We start from the raw sequence: 23,533 nt of genomic DNA, 5'->3' as shown, positions 1-23,533 counted from the left end.
GCCCCCCAGCTCTCGTGCCCGGTCGTGTGAGACCGGCTACCGACCGATGATAGGGAGGATCGCGTTTGCCTGTCCAGAGTCCGCCGGCCACATGAACAGGGCCCCTCCCGCGGCGGCGGAAGGGGCCCTGGATCTACCTGGGTACGCCAGGTGGATCGGTCGGCAGCGTGATCGGCGGTCCGCCCCCGGTGCCGGGGCCGGGTGTGCCGGGCGCCGTGGGCTGGCCGGGGTCGCCGGCCGACGGCTCGGCCGGCACCGGCGGCGGCACGTAGCCCGAGCTGACCGAGAGCGTGATCACCGTGCCGCGCAACGCGTTGCCGCGCGGCGTCTGGCTCACGACCGTGCCCTTCGGCTGGTCGGAGTTCACCGTCTGCTGGCTCGACCGGTAGCCGGCCTGCTCCAGCCGCCGCACGGCGTCGTTGACCTGGCGGCCCACGACGTCGGGGATCTGGATCTCCTTGCCGCCCTTGCGGTAGCGCTCGTCGACCGCCGCGAGCTGCGACACCGGCAACGAGCCGTGCACCTTCGACATCGTCTCGAACCACGTCTTGGCCGGGATCGTGCCGCCGAAGATGTTGCCGTTGCCGCACAGGCGCGGAGCGCCGGTCACGCAGATCGGCCGCGGCGAGGTGCCGTCGTTGAACGTCTGCACGGCGCCCGCGAAGTCCGGGGTCGCGCCGATGAACGCCGCCGACTTGTACTCCTCGGTGGTGCCCGTCTTGCCGATCATCGGCCGGGACCACTTGACCGCGCGGGCGGCCGCCGCGGCGGTGCCGCTGCCCTGGTCGTCCTTGCTCATGCCGGCGGCCAGGCCGTTCGCGAGACCCTCCGCCACGACTTGCTCGCACGGCGCCTCGTTGACCGGGACGAGCTTGCCGTTGCGGTCGAGCACCTTGGCGATCGGGGTGGGCGGGCACCACTTGCCGCCGCTCACGATCGTCGCGGCGACGTTCGCCAGCTCCAGTGTGGACACCGGCGCGGGCGACAGCGTGAACGACGCGTTGCCGCCGTTCTGCTTGTAGAACTCGGTCTGCGAGATGCGGTTCTGCTTGTCCTTGGCCTTCGGGTCCGGCCTGGTGCCCTGCAGGTTCGTCGCCATCGTCTCGCGCATGCCGAGCCGCGAGGCCATGTCGACGACCGCGTCCATGCCGGTCTGCTCCTCCAGGATCACGAAGCCGGTGTTCGGCGAGGTCGCGAGGGCCTGCTGCAACGTCATCGACGACGGGTAGCTGCCGTCGAAGTTCGACAGGCAGTACCAGCGGGTGCCGGGCTCGCCGGTGCTCTGGCAGCGCTGCGCACCGCCCTTGAAGACGCGCGAGGTGTACGAGGTGGGCGTCTGGATGACGTTCTCGATGCCGAGGCCCTTCTCCAGCGCGGCGGCCGCGGTGAAGACCTTGTACACCGAGCCGGCGCCGAACTTGTTCTCCACGCCGCTGGGCAGGTCGTACGTCGTCTGGCGCAGGTCGGTCTTCAGGCCGTAGTCGCGGTTCGCCACCAGCGCGAGCACGTCGTGGCGTTCCTTGCCCGGCTTCACGACCGCCATCGTGTTCGCGATGCCCTCGGTGGTCTTGGCGACGCCCGCCTCGGCCGCGGCCTTCGCCTGCTGGGTGACCGCGCGGTCCAAAGTGGTCTGGATGGTGTACCCGCCGGTGCGCAGCTGCTCCTCGCTGAAACCCGCGCGTTGCAAGTAGTTCAGGACGTACGAGCAGAAGAAACCGTTTTCCGGGCCGGCGCCGACACATCCGTTCGGCGGCGTGCGGACCGGGTTCGCGAGACCGAGGCCTTCCTTCTTGGCCGCTTCTCCCGCGTCGCGCGACAGCTTGTCGTTCTCGACCATCCTGTCGATCACTTTGTTGCGCCGCTCCAGCGCTTTGTCCGGATACGCTTCGGGGTCGAGTGCTGACGGGCTGTTCACCATTCCGGCGAGCATCGCCGCCTGGGGAACGGTCAACTTGTCCGGCGTGGTGCTGAAGTAAGCCTGGGACGCCGCCGCGATGCCGTAAATGGTCGAACCAAATGGAACGACATTGAGGTAGCGGGCGAGGATCTCCTCCTTGCCGAGCTTCCGCTCGAGCTGCAGCGAGATCCGGGCCTCGCGCATCTTGCGCGCGATGGTCTGCTCCTGGGCCTTGGCCTGCTCCAGCTTGTTGTTCCGCGCCACGACGTGGACCAGGTAGTTCTTCACGTACTGCTGCGTCAGCGTGGACGCGCCCTGCGTCACGGCGCCGCTGACCTGGTTGGTGAGCCCTGCGCGGATCGTGCCCTTCCAGTCCACGCCCTGGTGCTCGTAGAACCGGCGGTCCTCGACCGAGATCAGCGCCGCCTTCATGGTCGGCGAGATCTTCTCGGGCGGTGTCAGGACTCTGTACTGGTCGAACAGGTACGCGATCGGCGCCCCGTCCTTGTCGGTGACCGTCGTGATCAACGGGGGGTCCGTCGTCACGAGGTCGGCGGAGATGCTGTCCACGGTGTCGCTGGCGCGGTTGGACACGAGGCCGGTCGCGCCCACCACGGGGAACAGCATGCCGGCGAGGAGAACCCCAGCCAGCAGGCACAGGCCGAGCATCTTGAGCACGCCATTCCTGACTCGCACGCAGGTCAGCGTACGCCGTACACGAACGGGTGAAGGTGATCAGTAAGGCCCGTTACTCAGCATGAGTAGACATACGCAAGACAGGTAACAGTCGGGTGACCCAGGCTTGGACATGGAACCGAACGGCACTACAGTCCGTCAACGTCCAAGGAATGCAGCCGTAGCTCGAACGCTACGGCATCCGTGGCAGGGGTGTGGCGGATTTTCCACATTTGGACAGCACTGAGGAGTGGGGGATATGAACCAGGGGGATTGGCGTATCAGCGCTTCGTGCCGAGATGAGGAGCCGGACCAGCTCTTCGTCAGAGGTGCGGAGCAGCGCAAGGCGAAGCTCGTGTGCCTGGGTTGCCCAGTTCGCATGGAATGCCTGGCCGAAGCGCTGGACAACAGGATCGAGTTCGGGGTCTGGGGAGGCATGACCGAGCGCGAACGCCGCGCTCTGCTGCGCCGTCGCCCGGACGTGGAGTCGTGGTTCGAGCTGCTCGACAACGCACGTCAGGAGCACCACGAGGACACCAGGGTCGGCTAGCGGCCGGCTGGAGGCTCACTCACCGGCGAGCCGCCGGCCCATCTCCCGAAGGCCGTCGAGGTCGTGCACGTCCGCGGGCAACGCGGGCACGCCGACCAGCGCGACACCGGGATGAGCACGTGTGAACCGGGCCAGCAGTCGCTTCTCCCGACCGGCGACTGCTACCCGGTCCGCATGCAGGCGCAGCACCGCCGCCGCGAGCGGCGCGCCGCCGGAGCGGTCGAGCTCGTCCGCCGCGGCGAGCGCCTTCGCCGCGGGCAGGTCCGCCGCGAGCACCGGGTGGGTCCGGTTCGCGACGAGGCCGCACAGCGGCATGCCCTCGGCGCTGAGCCGTTCCACGAAGTAGCTCGCCTCGCGCAGCGCGTCCGGCTCCGCGGCCGCCACCACGACGAACCCGGTGCCCGGTGAGCGGAGCAGCTCGTAGGTGCGCTGGGCCCGTTCGCGGAACCCGCCGAACATGCTGTCGAACGCCTGCACGAACGTCGACGCGTCCTGCAGGAGCTGGCCGCCGACGATCGTGGACACCGCGCGGGTGAACAGGCTGAAACCGGTTCCGACGATCTTGAGCAGGCCGCGGCCGCTCGCTCGCGCCGGCGCCGAGAGCATCCGGATGAACCTGCCGTCGAGCACCGTCGACAACCGCTGCGGCGCGTCGAGGAAGTCGAGCGCCGACCGGCTCGGCGGGGTGTCGACGACGATCAGGTCCCACTCGTCCTGCGCCACGAGCTGGCCCAGCTTCTCCATCGCCATGTACTCCTGCGTGCCGGAGAACGACGAGGAGATCGTCTGGTAGAAGGGGTTCGACAGGATCTGGTCGGCCCGGTCGCGGCCCGCGTGGGTCAGCACCATGTCGTCGAACGTGCGGCGCATGTCGAGCATCATCGCGAACAGCTCGCCCTTGGGCTCGAAGCCCTCGACGACGACCTCGCGCGGGTGGTTGTCGAGCTCCCGCAGGCCGAGCGACTGCGCGAGCCTCCTGGCCGGGTCGATCGTCAGCACGACGACGCGCCGGCCGCGTTCGGCCGCACGCAGCGCCAGCGCCGCCGCGGTCGTCGTCTTGCCGACGCCACCGGAGCCGCAGCACACGAGGACGCGGGTCCCGGGGTCGTCGAGCAACGGGTCGAACTCGAGCCTCGTCACCGCACACCCGCCCCGGCCAGCACCTCGGCCAGCTCGTACAGCGCGGCCACGTCCACCCCGTCCGTCAGCTCCGGCAGCTCCAGCGTCGGCAGGTCCGACTCGCGGAGCAGCTCCATGGCCTCCTGCTGCGACTGCACCCTGATGGCGTGCTCCACCGTCTCGTCGACCAGACCTTCGAGCGTGAACTCGTCGAGGTCGAGCCCGGCGGCCGCGAGCCCGGCGCGCACCCGCGACCCGTCGACCCTGCCCTCGGCCGCGACCGGCAGCGAACGGGCCGGCAACCGCTCCGCCTGGACCCGGTTGACCAGCACCGCGCCCGGTCGCAGGTCGGCGCTGTCGAGCTCGGCGACCGCGTCCAGGGTCTCGCGCACCGGCATCTCCTCGAGCAGCGCCACCAGGTGCACCGCCGTGTCACCGGAGTGCAGCAGCCGCACGACGCCCTCGCTCTGGCCCTTGATCGGCCCGACCTTGGCGAGGTCGGCCATCGCCTTGGTGACGTCCAGGAACTTGACCACGCGCCCGGTCGGCGGCGCGTCGAGCACCACGGCGTCGTAGACGTGGCGGCCGTCCGCGCCGGTGCGGTTCACGCACTCCTTGACCTTGCCGGTCAGCAGGACGTCCCGCAGGCCCGGCGCGAGCGTGGTGGCGAACTCGATGGCGCCCATCTTGCGCAGCGTCCTGCCCGCGAACCCGAGGTTGTAGAACATCGCCAGGTACTCGAGCAGCGCGGCCTCGGCGTCGACCGCCAGCGCGTGCACCTCGCCCCCGCCCGGCGCGGACGCGATCCGCTCCTCGGCGTAGGGCAGCGGGGCCCGGTCGAAGAGCTGGGCGATGCCCTGCCTGCCTTCGACCTCGACCAGCAGCACCCGGCGGCCACCGGTGGCGAGCGCGAGCGCCAGCGCCGCCGCGACCGTGGTCTTGCCGGTGCCGCCCTTGCCGGAGACCACGTGCAGACGGGCTCGGGTCAGCTCCTCGGTCCACGACGTCACACGTCCAGACTAGGTGTGAATTCGGCCGGGTGTGGACTGAGCGGTCAATCGACCATGGTGATGAAGAGAACGGCCATGGCGGTGGCGGCGACCAGTCCCCAGGCCACCACCGACGGCAGCCACAGCGCGATGCAGGCCGTGACGACGACCACGGCCACGAGTCCGATCAGCCCGGCGCGGACGACCTCGACGCGCTGGCTGCGCTTCCGGTCGCGCACCTGCGCCATGGCGACGAGCACCAGCACCAGCCCGCCGAGCGCGAACAGGCTGGTGGCGATGATCCGCCAGGTCTCCATGTGATCAAGGTAGCCCGAAGGGCGAGAACCCCGCAGGCTTCGATCGGGTGGCGCGTTAGGCTCGCCCCATGACGAAGTGGGAGTACGCGACCGTGCCGTTGTTGATCCACGCCACGAAGCAGATCCTCGACCAGTGGGGCGACGACGGCTGGGAGCTGGTGACCGTGCTGACGAACCCGACGGGTGAGCAGCACGTCGCGTACCTGAAGCGGGCGAAGGCGTGAGCACCTGGAGCACGCGCCTGGAGGAGCTCGGCATCGAGCTGCCCGGCGTCGCCGCCCCGCTCGCCGCCTACGTCCCCGCCACGCAGAGCGGGTCCTGGGTGTTCACCTCGGGCCAGCTCCCGTTCGTCGAGGGCAAGCTGCCCGCCACCGGCAAGGTCGGCGCGGAGGTCTCCCCGGAGGAGGCCAAGTCCTACGCCGCGACCTGCATCCTCAACGCGCTCGCCGCCGTGCACGCGCTCGTGGGGATTGACTCGATCAAGAGAGTCGTGAAGGTTGTCGGTTTCGTGGCTTCCGCCGAGGGCTTCACCGGGCAGCCGGGTGTCGTGAACGGCGCCTCGGAGCTGCTCGGCGAGATCTTCGGCGACGCGGGCAGGCACGCGCGGTCCGCCGTGGGCGTGGCCGAGCTGCCGATCGGCGCCCCGGTGGAGATCGAACTGATCGTCGAGGTCTGAGTTCCCGGTCGTTGTCCCGGGTTCCTGGGAAGGGTGTGACATGTCGGACACGTGCCACGAACTGCTGCTGCGGCTCGCCGGACGCCTTCCGGACGACCTGCTGTGGCGGTACCGGGACTGGGCCGCCTCCGACGCGTACGCGGTGCTGGCGCGGTCGTTGCCGCGCACCCTGCTGCACGGGCGCATCCCTCTGACCGATCACGAGATGCGCCTTCTGCAGGACGCGCTCGTGCCCTACGGGGCCGAGCCGGGTGCGGTCAGTTCGGTCAAAGGGCTGGACGAACTGCCGCCCACCGACTACACCTTTTCCCCGGAATCACCCGATAGGGTGTCGATGGGGGATTCCGCGACCGTCGTTCTCGGTGCCACGCTGCGTGGCCGGAACGGGGTCGGTGAGGTTCGCTCCTGCTGGCGCATCGGTCCCTCCGGGGTCAACCGCGTCCTGCTGGTGGCGGCCACCACCGGCCACGCCCGGCTGACCGGCGAGTTGCAGCGCGTGCTGCGGGCGTTGGGCGAGCACGACCCGTGTGTCGAGGTCGTGCCGTCCGGTATGGACCTTCCGCCCTACCACCGGGCGGCGTTGGCGGCTTCGGAGCTGGTGTGTGCCGGCGCCGAGTCCGAGGAGCACCTGGTGCTCAGCTAAGGAGAGTTGACGTGACGAACGACGGTGTCGGCCTGCCGGTCCGTCTGCACGATCTCCTGCTGTCGATGGCCGGGCGGATCGATGATGCCGCCCTGTCGCAGGCACGTGAGTTCCTCGCGGTCGGAGAGCTCGACCGCGCGGTCGAGATGCTGGTCGGCACGCTCGTCGCCGGTGGCATCCCGGTGCTGCCCGACGAGCGGGCGGCGATCACGTGGGCGTTGCACGAGGTCCGCTCGGACGCGTCGCTGACCGACCGCCTGCCGGTCGTCGAGATGCTGCCGTTCATCCGGCACCGCTTCACCTCCGAGACCGACCCGTCCGCGGACATCACCGGTCCGCTGTCGCGCGCGGTGTCGGTGCTGCCGGACGTCCGCTCGGTGCGGTGCGTCTGGCGCTCCTCGCCCGCGGGCTCGACACCCGGCCCGTTGCCGCACCGGGTGGTGCTGGTGGACATAGGTCCGCAGGGCTTCGCGCCGGCGACGGCCTACCGGGTCGACTCGGTGCTGCGCAAGGCGGGCATCCGCGCCTCGGTCGAGGTGCTGACCACCGGCACGCAGCTCAGCGACTACCACGCCTCGGCGATGACGTCCTCGCGAGCGGTACCGGTCTCCGGCGCCGCGGAGGCGTCCCCGCCCGCCCAGCCGGCCATGGCCCACGAGGCGACCGCCGCGTGGTTCGACCAGAACGAAGAACTTCCCGCTCCGGCGCCGATGGCCGAGCCGACACCGGCGCCGGAGCCACTGGAAGAGACCGGCTCACGACGCGCGCGGACACCCTCCCTGGAGGGGTCGCAGCCCTTTCCCCCGAAACCCGTGAAGCGCATCCCGATGGCGACGGCGGAGCCGGAGGCCGAGGCGCTGCCCGAGCCCGTGCCGATCAACCGCGCCGAGGTGACCACCGAGCTGAGGGGGGACGAGCTGGCGGAGCTGCAGGCCGCGCTGGCGGAGCCGCCCGCGGAGCCGGCCTCGGTGGACGCGAACCTGAGCGAACGCGAGCGCGCCCTGCTCCAGCAGCTCCACGAGGAGCTGGCCCAGCGGGAGCAGACCGGCGCGAAGGCGACCGACACCGGCCGCTGGCAGATCGACCGGTCGTCGTCGCGCCAGTCGGCGTTCGGTGGCACGAACAACGGCCACCAGCCGCAGTAGGGCCGAGGACGGGTGATCAGGCCCCGGCCTTGCGCCGGGCCAGGTCGATGATCCGCTGCAGGTGCAGGCCGCGCCGCACGTCGCACTCGTGGCCCGTGGTGCCGCTGTGCACCATGGCCACGAAGTCGTCGAGCAGGTTCGTGAAGCACTCGAGCGCGGGCGTGCCCCGGTTCGTCAGCGTGCGGTGGCCGTTGGTGCCGAAGATCGTCAAGTCCGCGAACGGCGGTTGCAGCGGCAACGACAGGCACAGCGAGACCGTGCTCGTGGCACCGCCCGCGTGGCGCAGGATCAGCTGCCACAGCCCGGTGTCCGACAGGGTCGCGGCGACCACGTCGGTGATCTCGCCCAGCGCCGCGTCCAGCAGGTCGAACGCGTGCGGGCCCACGTCGTCCAGCGCGCCCCTGTCGTGGCGCCACGGCGAGTTCGAGAACGGGCCGTCGAGCAGCGCGCCGGAGATCCAGCGGCTGTCGGCGCCGGTCCAGCCGCCGGTGCGGCGCAGCTGGGCCAGCAGCTCCTTGGTCTCCGGGGCGTAGCGGCGGGTCAGCACGACCAGTGACGCGACACCGGCCTCGGTCACCGCCGCGACGAGGTGCTCCGCCACCTCGACCGACTCCGCGATCGGCTTCTCCAGCACGAGGTGCTTGCCCGCGTTGGCCGCCTCGATCGCCATCGGGCCCTGCACGCCCGGCGGCACGCAGAACGCCACCGCGTCCACAGTGGACAGCATCTCCACGTAGTCGGAGAACGGTTCGGCGCCGTGGGCGTGCGCCAGCTCGTGCGCCGCCTCCGGCCGCCGCGCCCACACACCCGTCAGCGTCGTCCCGGGGTGGTTCGCGATGCCGGGGGCGTGGATCATGCTCGCCCAGGGGCCCGCACCGACAAGTCCTACGCGCAACTGCTCGTCCACTCGCCCATCCTGCCTCAGGAGTAACTGGCCTTCGGAACGAAGATCTCGCCCCCGTTGTCGAACTTCAGGCGCATCCCGCCGTCGGTCGTCTCCCGCTGCGGGTCGTGCTCCCAGCCGCTCGGGACGGTCACCACGTGGCCGCGGTCCGGCGTCGGCCCGAGCCAGATCTCGTAGCGGGTCCCGCCGACGAGCTGCTCGACCTCCTTCACGTACACGCCCGGCGCGGTGGCCGTCGGATCGACGCTGATCACGGTCGTGCGGTCGGGCAGGAACAGCACCACGCCCGCCACGGCGGTGAGGACCGTGCCCATCACCGCGCCGAACAGGAACAGCAGGATCTTCACCAGGCAGCCGGAGACGTTCGTCGCCATCACACCATCCTCGGGTAAGCGCGGTCGTACGCTCGGAGGATGCCCGACGACATGACCTTGCCGGGAAACCTGGTACCCACCTCGCCGCCCGCTCAACCCGTCGCGGCGCGCGACGCCGTGACCGTCGTGCTGCTGCGCGACGGCTCCGACGGTCTGGAGGCCTTCCTGCTGCGCCGCGTGCAGGGCATGGCGTTCGCGGGCGGCATGACCGTGTTCCCCGGCGGTGGCGTCGACCCGCGCGACGCGGACACGTCCGTCGCGTGGGCCGGTCCGCCGCCGGAGTGGTGGGGCTCGGTGTTCGGCGTCGACCCGGCGCTGGCCCGCGCGTTCGTGTGCGCCGCGGTGCGGGAGACCTTCGAGGAGTCGGGCGTCCTGCTGGCCGGCCCGGACGCGTCGTCGGTCGTCGCGGACACCTCCACCTACGCCGCCGCCCGGCAGAAGCTCGTCGACCGCGAGATGTCGCTGGCGCAGTTCCTCGCGTCCGAGGGCTTGGTGCTGCGCGCCGACCTGCTGCGCCCGTGGTCGAACTGGGTCACCCCCCACGAGGAGCCGCGGCGCTACGACACCCGGTTCTTCGTCGCCGCGCTGCCGTCCGGCCAACGTGCCGACGGCGAGACGACCGAGGCCTCCGACGCGTCGTGGCAGACCCCGGCCGAGGCGGTCCTGGACGCCCAGGAAGGCCGCCGCATGCTCATGCCACCGACCTGGCGCACCCTCGACGAGGTGGGCGCTCTCGGCAGCGTCGCGGCGGTCATGGCGCAGGAGCGCAGCGTCGAGAAGATCATCCCCAAGCTGATCCGCGACGGCGACGTCATCCGGGTGGTGCTGCCGTGAGCGGCTCCGCGCTGATCGGCGCCCGCGCCGCGCACCCGAGGTACGGCGAACTGCGCCAGGTCACGCCGCACGCGGCGGTGCTGCTGGCCGACAACCCGTCGCCGATGACCCTCGACGGCACGAACACGTGGCTGCTGAAGTCCCCGGACGCCTCCTCCTCCGTGGTCGTCGACCCCGGCCCGTTGGACCCCGCCCACCTGCGGCGGCTCGCGGCGGCCGGGCCGGTCGCCGAGATCCTGCTGACCCACGGCCACCCCGACCACTCGGAGGGCGCCCGCGCGTTCGCCGAGCTGGTGGGTGCTCCGGTGCGCGCCTTGGACCCGACGTTCACCCACGGCGCCGAAGGGCTGGTGGACGGCGACGTGATCACCAGTGCCGGCCTGGAGCTGCGCGTCCTCGGCACCCCCGGCCACACCGGCGACTCGCTGTGCTTCGTGCTCGACGGGGAGGCGGTGCTGACCGGCGACACGGTCCTGGGCCGCGGCACGACGATCGTGGCGCACCCCGACGGCAAGCTCGGCGAGTACTTCGAGTCGTTGCGGCGGCTGGCCGAGCTGCCGCCGGACACGGCCGTGCTGCCGGGCCACGGCCCGGAGCTGGCGGACGCCGGCGAGGCCGCGCGGGCGTACCTCGCGCACCGCGCCCAGCGCCTGGAACAGGTCCGCCGCGCCGTGGAGTCGCTGGGCGGCGCGCCGACCCCGCGCCAGGTCGTCGAGGTGGTCTACGCGGACGTCGACCGGGTGCTGTGGCCGGCGGCCGAGTGGTCGGTGCGGGCGCAGCTCGAGTACCTGCGGACCGAGGGCTAGGAGCACGCGCCGGCCGGTTCCGCGGGGCGCCACCTCGTCCCGGCCGAGGCGTCCGGAATTGTCAGGGGTGCCCGCTAGCGTCCGTGACATGGACCTCACCGCCACGACAGCCGAGCTCGCCGGTGCCGCCGCCGAGGTGGCCAGGCTGCTGCCGGCCCGCGTGCTCGACCCGGTGCTGGCCGGGCTCCGCCTGCGCGCGGACGCCACGGAGGTGGAGATCGCGGGCAGCGACCAGGAACACGGCGTGCGCCTGAGCGCGCACGCGACGGTCCACGCCGAGGGAGAGGTGCTCGTGCCCGCGAAGCCGCTGGCCGCCACCCTCCAGGCGTTCGACGAGGACCAGGTGAGGCTCAAGGTGGAGGGCAGGCGCCTCGCCATCCGCACGCCGAACTCCCGGTTCGCGCTCCCGCTCCTCGACCTCGACACCCACCCCGGCATCCCCGAGCTGCCCCCGCTGAGGGGCCGCGCCGACGCCGAGCAGCTCAAGATCATCACCGCGGTCGCGGGCGCGGCCTCGAAGGACGACGCGCTGCCGATCTTCACCGGCATCCGCGTCCAGTCCGACGGGCACCGGCTGCACCTGATGGCGACGGACCGCTACCGCATGGCGTACGCCACGTTTGAATGGGAACAAGAAGGTCAAGTAGACCTGTTGGTACCTGCTAAGCCCATCGCGGAGGCGGCGAGGCAGGCCTTCGGCACGGTGGCCCTGCACGCCGGCGCGGACCGCATCGGTCTGGCCTGGGCCACCAACTCGATCTCCACCGCACTCTTGGCCGCTCCGTTCCCGGACGACCGGGCGCGCCGACTCCTGGAGGCAGACATCGACAGCACGGTGCTCGTGGACGCGGACGCGCTCGCCCGCGCCGTCCGCAGAGCAACCCCCTACGGAGGCCCGCACCAGGCGGTGACCATCCAGGTGGAGGACAGCGAGGTCCGGGTCAAGGGCAGCGATCCGCAGCAGGGCGAGTCCGAGGAGTTCGTGAAGGCCACCGTCGAGGGCGACCGCCTGACCAAGACCTTCCAGGCGCGCTACCTGGCGGACGCCCTGAAGGCGTTCGCGGGGCGCCGGATCGAGCTCAAGATCCAGGACGGCCTGCGGTCCACGGTGCTCACGTCGCCTCCGGGTGAGGACGGCGTCGAGCTCACCTACCTCGTGGTGCCGATGCGTTCGGTGGCTTGACGCGGCTGGTTCGTGCCGGGGCGCGTGGCGGTCGGCTGGGGGTCGGGGTTGGACGCGTCAGCGCAGGTTGTGGCGTTCATGCCTGGGGTGTGCGGCGGACACCGGGGTCCGCCTTGGGTCGCGTCGAGGTGGCGGGGTTGCCGGTCGGTGTCGCATGGCCGCTGGACCGGATGCGCGATTCAGCAGACGTCGAGCTCGTTTCGGGCGGTGTCGAGGCGGTGTGTTCATGGGCCCGATGCCGCACAGCCATCGGGGTGGTGTTCACGGCTGGTGCTGGTGCCACACGGCCCATCGGATCGTGTGCGCGTTCCAGCGGGCGTCGAGCCCGTGTCGGGTGGCGTCGAGGTGGCGTGTCTACCGGTCGATGCCGTGTAGGCCGCCGGATCGTGTGCGCGTTTCAGTGGGCGTCGGGCCCGTGTCGGGTGGCGTCGAGGTGGTGCGTGCACGGGCCGGTGCTGCGCAACCCACCAGATCGCGAGCGCGATCCAGCAGGCGCTGAGCCCGCCTCGGGTCGCATCTACCGGTCAGTGCCGCACAGCCCTCCGGACCGCAAGCCCGACCGACCAAGCCGTCGCGACCCGGACACGTCCACGGATGTCACCCCCGCGGCGCCCAAGCCCTGCGCGGGCACCGCGCGAGCGGTCGTCAGCGAGCCGCCAGTTCCATCTCCGACCGCGCCGGCTGGGGCTCCGAGGGCACGCCCCGCCGCACGGTCGCCCGCAGCAGCCACACCGCGAGAGCGATCAGCAGCCCCGCGACGCCCGCGGCGACGAACGCCGGCCGGGTGCCGAAGTGCTCGATGAGCTGCCCGGACAGGCCCTGCCCGATGGCGAGGCCGACCGTCACCGAGGTGATCACCCAGCCGAACGCCTCCGCGGCCATCCCGTTCGGGGTGACCTGCTCGATCGCCGCCGAGTGCGCGGTCGACTGCGGGGTGATCAGCGTGCCCACCACGAACAGCGCCACGCCGAGGCCCAGCAGCGAGGCCGGGATCGCGAGCAGCAGCGTCAGCAGGCCGAAGCCGCCCAGCAGCACCGGCAGGCGCAGGTGCATCGGGCGAGGCCACGGGCGCATGCCGTAGAGGACACCGAAGATCACCGAGCTGATCGACCACAGCGACAGCATCAGGCCGCCCATCGAGGCGTGGCCCGCGGCCTTCGCGAACGCCGGCACGGCCACCTCGACGAAGCCGATCGTCACGCCGAAGCCCAGGGCGGCGAGGGCGACCGTGCGCATGCCGGGATAGGCGAACGCGCCGAGCAACGGGCGTGGCGTGGCCTCCACCGGGCCCCACGCGCGCACGACCGGGTTCGCGGCGAACCACAGCGCGCCGAAGACCATCATCACGGCGCCGACCACGACACCGGTGCCTGCCCACGGTGCGGCCAGCAGCAGGCCGGCGAGGCCCGGTCCGAGGATGAAGAAGACCTCCATGCTGATCGCCTCGTAGGCGTAGGCGGCCATCCGGGTCTGGCCGGCGGGCACCATGCGCTCCCACAGCGCGCGGGACGCCGAGCCCACCATCGGCTCGGTCGCGCCGACGCCGAAGGCCAGCGGGATCAACGCCCCGACGGCGGCGCCCGACTCGACCGCGAGCACCGAGACGGTGACGAAGAAGGCGAACAGGCCGGTGACGAGGAGCAGTGGCCGGGTGGGGCCGAAGCGGTCCATCAGGCGGCCCTGGAGGACCGAACCCATCGCCACGCCCACCAGCGCCGCTCCCGAGACCAGACCGGCGATCGCGAACGAGCCCGTCGTGCGCTCCACGTAGAGCAGCAGCGAGAGCCCGACCATCGCGATGGGCAGGCGGGCGAGCAGCGACGCGGCCACGGGGCCGCGCATGCCGGGGGTGGTCAGGGCAGCGCGGTAGTCGGAGAGACGGGCAGAGTGGGACATGTGTACCAGTATGCCAAAGATGGTACGGAGGTACCACATCGGGTGCCGAGGGTCACCGAGGTTGCGATCGGGTCACAGCGATGGGATGACCGGGTGAAACATGCAACGAATCGACCGCAGGTGAGGTCCTTGAGGGTGAAAGGCCTTGAGCGGTCGGGGTGCCGACATGCGAAAGTTGAGTCGTCGGTCGAGACCAGCCTCTGGTTCGAGGGTCGGGGCCTGCGCACCAGAGGGATGGGAGGCACGGTTCGTCGGGGGATGGGCCGTGCAACGCAAAGGACCGGTGCGCCACGTCGGGGGTGGCGCCCGGTCCTTTGTGTTGAAGCGTCCTAACGGGCGCGGCGCGCGAGGCGCTCCGGGTCCAGGATCAGCACGCTCTTGCCCTCGAGCCGCAGCCAGCCGCGGTGCGCGAAGTCGGCGAGCGCCTTGTTCACGGTCTCGCGGGACGCGCCGACGAACTGGGCGATCTCCTCCTGCGTCAGGTCGTGCGTGACGCGGAGCAGACCGGCCTCCTGCGAGCCGAAGCGCTGTGCGAGCTGCAGCAACGCCTTGGCGACGCGGCCGGGCACGTCCGTGAAGATCAGGTCGGCCAGCATGGAGTTCGTCCGGCGCAGCCTGCGGGCGAGCGCCCGCAGCAGCTGTTCGGCGATCTCCGGCCGGTTGGTGATCCACTGGCGGAGCGCGGGGCGGTCCATGGACACCGCGCGCACCTCGGTCACCGTCGTCGCGGTCGACGTGCGCGGGCCGGGATCGAAAATGGACAGTTCGCCGAACATGTCGGAGGGTCCGAAGATCCCCAACAGGTTCTCGCGGCCGTCCGGCGACTTGCGACCGATCTTCACCTTGCCGGACTGGATGATGTACAGGCGATCGCCCGGCTCACCCTCCGCGAAGATCACGTGGCCACGCGGGAACTCCACCGTCTCCAGGGTCTGCGCCAGCGCCTCTGCGGCTGCCGGGTCAACCCCTTGGAAGATGCCCGCTCGCGCCAGGGTCTCGTCCACCTCATCCCTCCTAATCGACGCGACGGCACGCCTACCACCATCTTTGGTGGAGTCAGCGCCGTGCCGCCGATCACTGCGTTGCAGTCTAAGGGCTGTGTTGTGGATCGCCGTCCGGCTCGCCGACTTACTGGTAACAACCCGACTGACTCGATCCAGAGCCCAACGAGCCAGTCTACTCCATTCGGGTGCCGGTCAGTGCACTGGCATCAGCGAACGCGCTTGCGAGCACCTCCGCGGCCACGGCGACGAAGGCGGAACAGCTCCAGTGCGCGACCGATGCCGTGTCCGTAGAGCGCCTTCACCTCGTCGGGGCGGGCGGACTCCAGGAACTCTTCGACTTCGTTCTCCTGCACGGCAACGTGCCGGAGCTTCGCTTCAACGCGCTCCATGAAGAGGGCGAAGAACATGATCACGATGGGGACGACGATCACAAGCCAGGCAGTCATGATGCTCCGCAGTGTGGCGCATGGGGGATTCGAGCACGCGTCTAGGGGGTGCGTCCGGCGTGTTGACTACGCTGGATCAGTGCCCGCAACCAAGAAACCGGAAACCAAGCTCGGCCTGACCCGCAGGGCCCGCCGGATGGTGCGCGTGCTCGCCGAGGGATACCCCGACGCGCACTGCGAGCTGGACTTCACCACGCCGCTGGAGCTCCTCGTGGCGGTCGTTCTTTCCGCGCAGTGCACCGACAAGAAGGTCAACGAGGTCACTCCCGCGCTCTTCGCGAAGTACCCGACGGCCGCCGACTACGCCGGCGCCGACCGGGCGGAGCTCGAGGAGATGATCCGCCCCACCGGTTTCTACCGGAACAAGGCGACATCCCTGCTGGGGCTGGGCGCTGCTCTTGTGGAGCAGCACGACGGTGTGGTTCCCGGTTCCCTGGAGGAGCTGGTCAAGCTCCCGGGTGTAGGACGCAAGACGGCCAACGTGGTTCTCGGCAACGCGTTCGATGTGCCCGGCATCACAGTCGACACCCACTTCGGCCGGCTCGTGCGCCGCTGGGGCTGGACCGCGGAAGAGGACGCGGTCAAGGTCGAGCACGCCATCGGCGAGCTGATCGAGAAGCGCGACTGGACGATGGCCTCGCACTGGATCATCTTCCACGGCCGCCGGGTCTGCCACGCCAAGACGCCCGCGTGCGGCGCCTGCCTGCTGATGAAGGACTGCCCGTCGTACGGCCTCGGTCCCGAGGACCCGGTCAAGGCGGCCAAGCTCGTGAAGGGCGACGAGAAGCCGCACCTGATCGAGCTCGCCGAGCGGGTCCGGGCCGGTGAGAAGCTGGTGGGGTGAACAACCGCACGCGCTGGCTCGTCGTCGTGCTCGTCCTCGGCCTGGCGGGGGTGGTGGCGCTCTGGCCCCGTGACGAGGCTCCGGAGCCGCCCACGCCCACTCGCCCGACGCAGGACGTCGCCGCGTTGCGCGCGCAGGCGAAGCTGCGGCCGTGCGTGCCGGGAGCGGAGGGTGGCGTCGGCGTGACGTGTCTCGGTGACGGCACCCGGACGGCCCTCGCGCTGAAAGGTCCGCTCCTGATCAACTTCTGGGCCACCTGGTGCCAGCCGTGCCAGGAGGAGCTGCCCGTGCTGGAACGTTATGCGGAGCAACCGGACGCCGTGCCGGTCGTCCCAGTTCTCGTGGAGAGCAGGGAGACCGACGGGCTGGAGCTGCTCGCCCGGCTCGGCGTGCGGCTGCCGTCGGTGTACGACGGCCCGGACGAGCTGCGCAAGAAGGTCAAGGCGCCGATGACGCTGCCCGCCACGTATTACGTAGCAGCGGACGGTCAGGTCCGGCAGATCACGGACCCGCCGTACTTCACGGCGCCCGAGCAAGTGGGGAAGGCGGTTCGATGACGGAGGCGACAGAGCCACCCGACTGGATGCAGCGCCTGGTCAAGGCCACCGAGCAGATCGACGCGAGCACGTTCGTGCGCGACCTCCGCACGCCGACCCGCGCGTACCGCGAGGCGGCCGTGCTGATGCTCTTCGGCGAGTCCGAGGAGCACGGGCCGGACGTCCTGCTCCTGCGCCGTTCGGACACGCTCGGCTCGCACCCCGGCCAGGTCGCGTTCCCCGGTGGTGCCGCGGACGAGACCGACGACGGACCGGTCGCCACGGCATTACGCGAGGCTTACGAGGAGACCGGTGTACTTGAGTCGGGAGTGAGACCGCTGGCCCTGCTGCCGGAGCTGTACGTGCCGGTGTCCGGGTTCGTGGTCACACCCGTGCTCGCCTACTGGGAACAGCCGAGCCCCGTCGCACCCGTCGACCCGGCGGAGACCGCCGCCGTCGCACGCGTGCCCGTGGCGCACCTCGCCGATCCCGCGAACAGGTTCCGGGTGCGCCACCCCGCGGGCTACGTCGGAGCGGCCTTCTCCGCGCCGGGCATGCTGGTGTGGGGTTTCACCGCGGGGTTGATCGACGGCCTGATCGCGCTCGGCGGCTGGGAACAGCCGTGGGACGCGACCGATGTGCGTGACCTTGATCTAGCGTTGCGCGCTACACAGTGAGGCGGAGGTTCTGGGTTGAACTGGGTTGACCTGCTCGTGCTGGGCCTTGCCGCGATCGCCGCGGTCTCCGGGGCCAGGCAGGGCATGGTCGTCGCGCTGCCCGCGTTCGTCGGTGTGCTCGTCGGCCTCATCCTCGGCACGCAGATCGCACCGCTGCTGGTCTCCCAGTTCGAGAACGTCGTGACCAAGGTCGTGTTCGCGGTCGGCATCGTGGTGCTGCTCGTGGCGCTCGGCGAGACGATCGGCGTCTACATCGGCAGGACGATCAAGGCGCGGGTCAACGCGTCGCCGTTGCGCGGCGCGGACAACGCGCTGGGCGCGATCGTGCAGGGCCTGGTCGTCTTCGTCGTGGCGTGGATGATCGCGCTGCCGCTGACCTCGGTCGTCGGCCTGCCGGACCTCACCTCGTCGCTCAAGCAGTCGGTGATCCTCGGCAAGGTCGACCAGACCATGCCGCAGGCCGCCCGCGTGCTGTCCGGCGACCTGCAGAAGCTCTTCGACGTGTCAGGCTTCCCGCAGGCGATGGACCCGTTCAACCGCACGCCGCTCAAGGAGGTCGAGCCGCCGGACGGCCAGCTCGCGAACTCGCCGGTGGCGAACCGCCTGAAGTCCTCGGTGCTGAAGGTTCGCGGCCGCGCGCCCTCGTGCTCGCGCGCCCTGGAGGGCACCGGCTTCGTGATCGCGCCGGAACGGGTCATGACCAACGCCCACGTCGTCGCCGGCACCAACGAGGTGACGGTCGAGGTCGGCCGCGGCCAGTTCGACGCCACTGTCGTCGCCTACGACCCGCGCACGGACATCGCCGTGCTCGCGGTGCCGGACCTCGAGGCCACGCCGTTGCAGTTCCGCTCGGACGAGGTGCAGCCGGGCGAGGACGGCATCGTGCTCGGCTACCCGCTCGACGGCCCGTACAAGGCCTCGCCTGCCCGCGTGCGGGAGCGGATCCCGCTGCTGCGCGGCCCGGACATCTACGACGCCCAGACGGTGACGCGGGACGTCTACACCGTTCGCGCGGAGGTCCGGTCCGGCAACTCCGGCGGCCCGCTGGTCGACCCGAACGGCCGGGTGATGGGCGTGGTCTTCGGCGCCGCCGTCGACGACCCCGAGACCGGTTTCGTGCTCACGGCCCAGCAGGTGCAGCAGCTCGTGCAGAAGGCGCCGTCGCTCACCCGCCGCGCGTCGACCCAGGGGTGCGCGAGCTAGATGCCGTGGCGGGCGGCGATGCCGTCCAGCACGTAGCCGAGGCCCGACTCGAAGACCTCCACGGGGTCGCGGTCGCTCGACTCGTGCATGACCTTCCCGAGCATCGGGAAGCGGCCGGTGTCGAGCATCCGCTGCATGTACGGGCCGGACGCCCGCTGCCACTGCTCCTCGGTCATGCCGGTGGCCCGTTCGGTGCGCAGCTCGGTGATCTCGCCGCGGACGGCGCCGAACACGTACGCCATCACCGCGCTGACCACGCCGAGCACCTGGTCGATGTCGTCGAACCGGACGGTGGCGAGCGTGGTCTCCATGTGCCTGAGCGAGTTCGGCCCCTGGTGCGGACGGCCGCTGAGCAGGTCGATGAACCACTCGTGCCGCCTGACCGCGTCCCGGAGGCCGTGCGCGACGTGGCGCAGCCCCTCCCGCCAGCCCGCTGACGGCGGAGGCGGCGTGATCTCGCCGTAGACCTCGTCGACCATGAGGTCGAGCAGCTCGGCCTTGGTCTCGATGTAGCCGTAGAGGCGCATCGGGCCGGCGTTCAGGGCGGTGGCGACCTTGCGCAACGAGACCTCGTCGAGGCCGCCCTCGTCCGCGAGGCGCACGGCGGTGCGCACGATCAGCTCGCGGCTCAGCGGTACCCGGGAGGGCCTGCTCGGGGGTTCCGGGCGGTCCCAGACGACTTCTTTCGACATCGGACTGGACAATACACCGTCTCTCCTCGATACAGTGTATCGACAAATACAGCGTATCGAAGGAGTGCGGGTGAAGACGGACGTCTTGGTGGTCGGGGGAGGGCTGGCGGGAACGTCGGCCGCGTTGTTCCTGGCGTGGCACGGGGTGCGCGTGACGCTGGTGGAGAAGCATCCGGGCAGCTCGCCGCACCCGCGTGCGGTCGGGTTCACGGCGCGGACGGGCGAGATGCTGCGCGCGGCCGGGATCGAGGACGAGCTGCCGCCGAGCAGGATGGCGAAGGGCTTCGGCATCCGGCGGGTCCGGGTCGAGAGCCTGGCCGGGAAGCGGTTCGAGGAGACGTTCTGGTCGCCGCCGGCCGAGCAGTCCCCGAATGGAAGAACACAGGCCGGAGGAGCGCAGGTCGAGTACTCGCCGTCCACGGGCATCGGCGTGGCCCAGGACAGGATGGAGCCGTTGCTGCGGGACAAGGCGCGCGAGCTCGGCGCGGACATCAGGATGAGCACCCGGATGCTGGAGTTCTCCCAGGACGACGCGGGTGTCACGGCGGTCGTGCGGGGCGACGGCGAGCCGTACGAGATCCGCGCGGACTACCTGGTCGCGGCGGACGGCCACCGCAGCCCGGTCAGGGAGGCCCTCGGCATCACCCGCGGCGGCCGCGGCTACCTGCACACCTCCCGCAGCGTGCTGTTCCGCGCGCCGCTGGACGAGTACCTGCGGGACGGGATCGGTCAGTTCATCGTCGACGGCGTCGGCTTCCTGACCACCTACGGCGACGGCCGCTGGGTCCTGATGCTCGACGACCGCGAGTACTCCGAGCCCGAGCTGCGGCAGCAGATCTTCCGGGCGATCGGCCGCGACGACCTGGACGTCGAGATCATCACGACCGGCCGGTGGACGATCAGCGCCGCCGTCGCGGACAGGTTCTCGCGGGGACGGGTCTTCCTGGCGGGCGACGCCGCGCACACGCTGCCGCCGAGCCGCGGCGGGTTCGGGGCGAACGTCGGCATCGAGGACGCGCACAACCTCGCGTGGAAGCTCGCCGCCGTGCTGAACGGCGAGTCACGACCGTCCCTGCTGGACACCTACGACGCGGAACGGCGCCCGGTCGCGTTGCTGTGCCACCAGCAGATCTTCGCGCGCGACGACGGCCACAACCGCGACGGTGAACGCGAGGACGCGCCGTTGCTCGACAACGACGCGATGCACTTCGGGATCCTCTACCGCTCGGACGCGGTGCTCGGCGCGGGTCCGGAGCTGCCTGCGGCGCAACGCCCCGAGCAGTGGAACGGCCAGCCGGGCACGCGGGCCCCGCACGTGTGGCTCGCGCCCGGGAAGTCCACCCTGGACCTCTTCGGGCGCGGCTGGGTGCTCGTCGCCGACCACCCGCAGTGGGAGGAGGCGTCCGCGGAGCTGGGCATCCGGTGCGAACGCCTGGAACGGCTGGAGCCGTTCGGGCTGTCCGCGAAGGGCGCCTCGCTGGTGCGGCCGGACGGCTACATCGCCTGGCGTGCGGAGGACCTGCCCGACGACCCGGCCGACGCGCTGAAGACGGCGTTCAGGAGGTCTTCCGCAGGAACTCGGTGATCAGCCTGCTCGTGTGGTGGGACGCCTCCTGGTTCGGGAAGTGCCCCACCTCCGGCAGGTACCGGAACTCCGACGAGGGCCCGAGCCACGGCTGCGAGTCGCGCGCCGACGACTCCAGGACGATCGGGTCCAGCGAGCCGTGGATCTGCAGCACCGGCACCCGCATCGGCTTGTCGACGGCCTCGGTGAAGCGCCGGCCGTCGCTGCGGAGCTGCGAGCGCACCGCCCACCGGTAGTACTCCATCGCGCTGTGGGCGACGCCCGGCACCGTCATCGCCTGCCGGCAGCGGCGGAGGACCTCGTCGAACTCGGGCGCCGACCGCCACTTCGGCCCCGACCACGCCGAGAGCAGCCTGGCGACCTGCACGGCGTTGTGGCCGGTCAGCCAGCGCTCCGGGTAGATCGGCAACTGGAAGCGCAGGACGTGGGAGTTCACGCGGGGATGCCTGCGGAACGCGCGGCGCATCGCGAGCGGGTGCGGCGCGGACAGCACCGAGATCGACGAGACCAGCCGCGGGTGGATGGCGCCGACCGTCCACGCCGTGGCGCCGCCCCACGCGTGGCCCACCAGGTGCGCGCGTGGGGCGCCGAGCGCCTTGATCAGACCCGCGATGTCACCCGCGAGCGTGAAGCCGTCGTAGCCGCGCGGTGGTTTGTCCGAGTCGCCGTACCCGCGCAGGTCGACGGCGACGGCGCGGTAGCCCGCCTCGGCCAGTGCGGTGAGCTGGTGCCGCCAGGACCACCAGAACTCGGGGAACCCGTGCAGGAGCAGCACGAGAGGTCCCTCGCCGAGCTCGGCGACGTGCAGGCGGATGCCGTTGGCCGAGACGTCGCGGTGCGTCCACGGGCCCGCGACCCGCACCACCGACGGGTCGGGTTTGCGGCTCAGTTGTCGTCGCCCCTGCTCTGGGAGTCGCGCTGGGTGAGGGCCGCGACGGTGTCCCTCGCGGCCGCGATCGACTTCTCCGGCGCCCTGAGCTTGCGCACCTTGCGGTAGCCGAGGAACGCGAACAGCACGGCGGTCAGCAGCATGAGCGCGAAGACGAGTCCGAAGCCCGCCGAGTAGCCCATGTCGAACCACTCGGCGAGGGCGAACCCGAGCGTCATGAACAGGAAGAACAGGCTGAAGCAGAGGACCGTCAGCGCGACGATGAAGAAGACGCTGCCCTTGAGCCCCTTCTTGATCTCGGCCGTGATCTCGCCCTTGGCGAGCTCGACCTCCGCTCTGACCAAGGTGGACACGTGCGAGGTCGCGTCACGGACGAGGCCACCGATGGAGGCCTCGGCGGTGGGGTCGTCAGCGGTCAGCGGAATCGACGCGATGTGCTCCCTGGTGGTCACCCGGACATCGTGCCATGCGCCCGGCTGCGGCGAATGAGCAACACCGCGGCGAGCAGCGACGCGACCATCGAGGCGATCAGCACGGCGGCCTTGGCGGTCTCCGGCTCTGCCAGCGAGAGCTCGGCGATGAGCAGGCTCACCGTGAACCCGACCCCTCCCAGCACGGCCACCGCGACGATGTCCCGCGGCCCCGCGCCGGACGGCCAGACCGCCGCCTTGAGCCACACCGCGAGCGCCGACGCGCCGACGATGCCGATCACCTTGCCCACGACGAGCCCGACCATCACCCCGATCGCGATCTTGTCCGCGAAGAGCTTGCCCAACGCTTCCGCGCCGACCGGCACACCCGCCGCGAACAGCGCGAACACCGGCACCGCCACCCCGGCCGACCACGGCTGGAGCCGGTGCTCGAGCCGGACCGCCGGCGCCTGGGACTCGTAGGGGTCGCGCCGGACCCTGGTGAGCAGGGCCAGCGCGACGCCCGCGATCGTGGCGTGGACGCCCGACTCGTGCATGAACCACCAGGTGGCGAGCGTGATCGGCACGTAGGCGAACGGCGTGGTGACCCTCTTGTGCTGGAGGAACCAGTACAGCGCCAGCAGCAGCACGACGGCCCCGGCCGCGAGCAGGTTGAACTTCGCCGTGAACAGCACCGCGATCACGATGATCGCGCCCAGGTCGTCGACGACGGCCAGCGACAGCAGGAACACCCGCAGGCTCGACGGCAGCCCGGACGCCGTCAGCGCCAGCACCCCCAGCGCGAACGCGATGTCCGTCGCCACCGGGATCGCCCACGCCTTCTCGATCCCCGGCTGCCCCCAGCCGATCGCCAGCGCGACCAGGGCGGGCACGACCATCCCGCCGACGGCCGCCAGCACCGGCAGGATCGCCGCCTTGAGCTCCGACAGCTCCCCGACGACGAGCTCGCGCTTGAGCTCGAGCCCGGCGACGAAGAAGAAGATGGCCAGCAACCCGTCCTTGGCCCAGTCGCCGACGGACAGCGGCCCCAGGTGCAGGTCGCGCAGCCCGAAGTAGGTGGGGGAGAACGGCGAGTTGGCCCAGATCAGCGCGATGGCCGTGGCGATGAGCAGCACGGTGCCGCCAACCGTCTCCGTGCGCAGGTAACGGGCGAAATCGGCGACGACGGTCTTCTTGTTGCGCGACACGGGGCTCCCAGGGGCGGTCTGCGGGTACGGC

Annotated in this window: 26 protein-coding genes; 13 read left to right on the top strand and 13 right to left on the bottom strand. The window is 71.0% G+C overall.

What is annotated here, in order from left to right:
• Window positions 1-133: 133 nt before the first annotated feature.
• Window positions 134-2,593 (bottom strand): transglycosylase domain-containing protein, encoded by a 2,460-nt coding sequence (locus BMW88_RS09170; protein ID WP_089950125.1) that lies wholly within the window; start codon window positions 2,591-2,593, stop codon window positions 134-136.
• Window positions 2,594-2,831: 238 nt separating this feature from the next.
• On the opposite strand from BMW88_RS09170, the gene BMW88_RS09165 reads away from it, so the two are divergent.
• Window positions 2,832-3,122 (top strand): WhiB family transcriptional regulator, encoded by a 291-nt coding sequence (locus tag BMW88_RS09165; protein WP_089950124.1) that lies wholly within the window; start codon window positions 2,832-2,834, stop codon window positions 3,120-3,122.
• A 15-nt stretch (window positions 3,123-3,137) separates the two neighbouring features.
• Here BMW88_RS09165 and bagB read toward each other — a convergent pair whose 3' ends face one another.
• Genes bagB through BMW88_RS09150 form a run of 3 tightly spaced genes read right to left on the bottom strand, consistent with a single transcriptional unit; the run spans window position 3,138 to window position 5,547 of the window.
• A complete protein-coding gene (bagB, locus tag BMW88_RS09160) occupies window positions 3,138-4,262 on the bottom strand; it encodes an ATPase BagB (RefSeq protein ID WP_089950123.1) in 1,125 nt (374 codons plus the stop codon).
• On the bottom strand, window positions 4,259-5,251 hold the full coding sequence (gene bagA / locus BMW88_RS09155) for an ATPase BagA (protein WP_089950122.1): 993 nt from the start codon (window positions 5,249-5,251) through the stop codon (window positions 4,259-4,261). Before bagA ends, bagB begins: the two co-directional genes overlap by 4 nt.
• Window positions 5,252-5,295: 44 nt before the next feature.
• The gene (locus tag BMW88_RS09150; protein ID WP_089950121.1) at window positions 5,296-5,547 is read right to left on the bottom strand and encodes a hypothetical protein; all 252 of its coding nucleotides are present in this window, start codon (window positions 5,545-5,547) and stop codon (window positions 5,296-5,298) included.
• 68 nt (window positions 5,548-5,615) lie between these two features.
• Between BMW88_RS09150 and sp36 the strand changes: the two genes are divergently transcribed.
• Genes sp36 through BMW88_RS09130 form a run of 4 tightly spaced genes read left to right on the top strand, consistent with a single transcriptional unit; the run spans window position 5,616 to window position 8,011 of the window.
• Window positions 5,616-5,771, top strand: coding sequence for a Sp36 family protein (gene sp36, locus BMW88_RS09145; RefSeq protein WP_089950120.1), 156 nt, complete (start codon window positions 5,616-5,618; stop codon window positions 5,769-5,771).
• Window positions 5,768-6,223, top strand: coding sequence for a RidA family protein (locus tag BMW88_RS09140; RefSeq protein WP_089950119.1), 456 nt, complete (start codon window positions 5,768-5,770; stop codon window positions 6,221-6,223). Before sp36 ends, BMW88_RS09140 begins: the two co-directional genes overlap by 4 nt.
• Window positions 6,224-6,263: 40 nt before the next feature.
• Window positions 6,264-6,866: a hypothetical protein gene (locus tag BMW88_RS09135; protein WP_089950118.1), complete on the top strand. Its 603-nt coding sequence runs from the start codon at window positions 6,264-6,266 to the stop codon at window positions 6,864-6,866.
• 11 nt (window positions 6,867-6,877) lie between these two features.
• Window positions 6,878-8,011 (top strand): hypothetical protein, encoded by a 1,134-nt coding sequence (locus BMW88_RS09130; protein ID WP_089950117.1) that lies wholly within the window; start codon window positions 6,878-6,880, stop codon window positions 8,009-8,011.
• Between the two features lie 16 nt (window positions 8,012-8,027).
• Here BMW88_RS09130 and BMW88_RS09125 read toward each other — a convergent pair whose 3' ends face one another.
• Both BMW88_RS09125 and BMW88_RS09120 read right to left on the bottom strand, forming a co-directional pair.
• The gene (locus BMW88_RS09125; protein WP_089950116.1) at window positions 8,028-8,918 is read right to left on the bottom strand and encodes a Gfo/Idh/MocA family protein; all 891 of its coding nucleotides are present in this window, start codon (window positions 8,916-8,918) and stop codon (window positions 8,028-8,030) included.
• A gap of 14 nt (window positions 8,919-8,932) precedes the next feature.
• On the bottom strand, window positions 8,933-9,289 hold the full coding sequence (locus BMW88_RS09120) for a hypothetical protein (RefSeq protein ID WP_089950115.1): 357 nt from the start codon (window positions 9,287-9,289) through the stop codon (window positions 8,933-8,935).
• 39 nt (window positions 9,290-9,328) lie between these two features.
• On the opposite strand from BMW88_RS09120, the gene BMW88_RS09115 reads away from it, so the two are divergent.
• The 3 genes from BMW88_RS09115 to dnaN all read left to right on the top strand — a co-directional run bounded on the left by BMW88_RS09115 (window position 9,329) and on the right by dnaN (window position 12,112).
• Window positions 9,329-10,123 (top strand): NUDIX hydrolase, encoded by a 795-nt coding sequence (locus BMW88_RS09115; RefSeq protein WP_089950114.1) that lies wholly within the window; start codon window positions 9,329-9,331, stop codon window positions 10,121-10,123.
• Window positions 10,120-10,929, top strand: coding sequence for an MBL fold metallo-hydrolase (locus tag BMW88_RS09110; protein ID WP_245777648.1), 810 nt, complete (start codon window positions 10,120-10,122; stop codon window positions 10,927-10,929). Before BMW88_RS09115 ends, BMW88_RS09110 begins: the two co-directional genes overlap by 4 nt.
• Before the next feature lie 88 nt (window positions 10,930-11,017).
• Window positions 11,018-12,112 carry a DNA polymerase III subunit beta gene (dnaN, locus tag BMW88_RS09105; RefSeq protein ID WP_089950113.1) on the top strand — a complete coding sequence of 365 codons (1,095 nt, stop codon included), beginning with the start codon at window positions 11,018-11,020 and terminating at the stop codon, window positions 12,110-12,112.
• 645 nt (window positions 12,113-12,757) lie between these two features.
• Here the strand turns inward: dnaN and BMW88_RS09100 are convergent.
• The 3 genes from BMW88_RS09100 to BMW88_RS09090 form a co-directional block, all read right to left on the bottom strand.
• Complete coding sequence (locus tag BMW88_RS09100) at window positions 12,758-14,008, bottom strand: MFS transporter (protein WP_089950112.1); 1,251 nt, start codon at window positions 14,006-14,008, stop codon at window positions 12,758-12,760.
• A gap of 329 nt (window positions 14,009-14,337) precedes the next feature.
• Window positions 14,338-15,012: a Crp/Fnr family transcriptional regulator gene (locus tag BMW88_RS09095; protein WP_030469453.1), complete on the bottom strand. Its 675-nt coding sequence runs from the start codon at window positions 15,010-15,012 to the stop codon at window positions 14,338-14,340.
• A gap of 206 nt (window positions 15,013-15,218) precedes the next feature.
• Window positions 15,219-15,458 (bottom strand): hypothetical protein, encoded by a 240-nt coding sequence (locus tag BMW88_RS09090; protein ID WP_030469452.1) that lies wholly within the window; start codon window positions 15,456-15,458, stop codon window positions 15,219-15,221.
• Window positions 15,459-15,594: 136 nt separating this feature from the next.
• Between BMW88_RS09090 and nth the strand changes: the two genes are divergently transcribed.
• The 4 genes from nth to BMW88_RS09070 are packed head-to-tail and all read left to right on the top strand — an operon-like array spanning window position 15,595 to window position 18,718.
• Entirely contained in the window at window positions 15,595-16,302 is a 708-nt protein-coding gene (gene nth, locus BMW88_RS09085) for an endonuclease III (RefSeq protein ID WP_089950111.1), read from the top strand.
• Window positions 16,299-16,859, top strand: coding sequence for a TlpA family protein disulfide reductase (locus BMW88_RS09080; RefSeq protein WP_089950110.1), 561 nt, complete (start codon window positions 16,299-16,301; stop codon window positions 16,857-16,859). Before nth ends, BMW88_RS09080 begins: the two co-directional genes overlap by 4 nt.
• Window positions 16,856-17,515 carry an NUDIX hydrolase gene (locus BMW88_RS09075; protein ID WP_089950109.1) on the top strand — a complete coding sequence of 220 codons (660 nt, stop codon included), beginning with the start codon at window positions 16,856-16,858 and terminating at the stop codon, window positions 17,513-17,515. The genes BMW88_RS09080 and BMW88_RS09075 overlap by 4 nt, the downstream gene beginning before the upstream one ends.
• 15 nt (window positions 17,516-17,530) lie before the next feature.
• Window positions 17,531-18,718, top strand: coding sequence for a MarP family serine protease (locus BMW88_RS09070; protein ID WP_089950108.1), 1,188 nt, complete (start codon window positions 17,531-17,533; stop codon window positions 18,716-18,718).
• Here BMW88_RS09070 and BMW88_RS09065 read toward each other — a convergent pair.
• Entirely contained in the window at window positions 18,715-19,410 is a 696-nt protein-coding gene (locus tag BMW88_RS09065; protein ID WP_089950107.1) for a TetR/AcrR family transcriptional regulator C-terminal domain-containing protein, read from the bottom strand. The genes BMW88_RS09070 and BMW88_RS09065 overlap by 4 nt on opposite strands.
• A gap of 70 nt (window positions 19,411-19,480) precedes the next feature.
• On the opposite strand from BMW88_RS09065, the gene BMW88_RS09060 reads away from it, so the two are divergent.
• Window positions 19,481-20,995 (top strand): FAD-dependent oxidoreductase, encoded by a 1,515-nt coding sequence (locus tag BMW88_RS09060; RefSeq protein ID WP_245777647.1) that lies wholly within the window; start codon window positions 19,481-19,483, stop codon window positions 20,993-20,995.
• Here BMW88_RS09060 and BMW88_RS09055 read toward each other — a convergent pair.
• From BMW88_RS09055 to nhaA, 3 genes are read right to left on the bottom strand one after another with little or no spacing between them, the layout of a single operon-like run.
• Complete coding sequence (locus BMW88_RS09055) at window positions 20,967-21,884, bottom strand: alpha/beta fold hydrolase (RefSeq protein WP_089950296.1); 918 nt, start codon at window positions 21,882-21,884, stop codon at window positions 20,967-20,969. The genes BMW88_RS09060 and BMW88_RS09055 overlap by 29 nt on opposite strands.
• Window positions 21,881-22,336 (bottom strand): phage holin family protein, encoded by a 456-nt coding sequence (locus BMW88_RS09050; RefSeq protein WP_218148010.1) that lies wholly within the window; start codon window positions 22,334-22,336, stop codon window positions 21,881-21,883. Before BMW88_RS09050 ends, BMW88_RS09055 begins: the two co-directional genes overlap by 4 nt.
• The gene (gene nhaA, locus BMW88_RS09045; protein WP_089950105.1) at window positions 22,333-23,502 is read right to left on the bottom strand and encodes a Na+/H+ antiporter NhaA; all 1,170 of its coding nucleotides are present in this window, start codon (window positions 23,500-23,502) and stop codon (window positions 22,333-22,335) included. The genes BMW88_RS09050 and nhaA overlap by 4 nt, the downstream gene beginning before the upstream one ends.
• Between the last annotated feature and the right edge of the window lie 31 nt (window positions 23,503-23,533).

This window comes from Lentzea xinjiangensis (assembly GCF_900110955.1).
Lineage (GTDB): Bacteria > Actinomycetota > Actinomycetes > Mycobacteriales > Pseudonocardiaceae > Lentzea > Lentzea xinjiangensis.
This window is presented reverse-complemented; position numbering and strand designations above follow the sequence as displayed.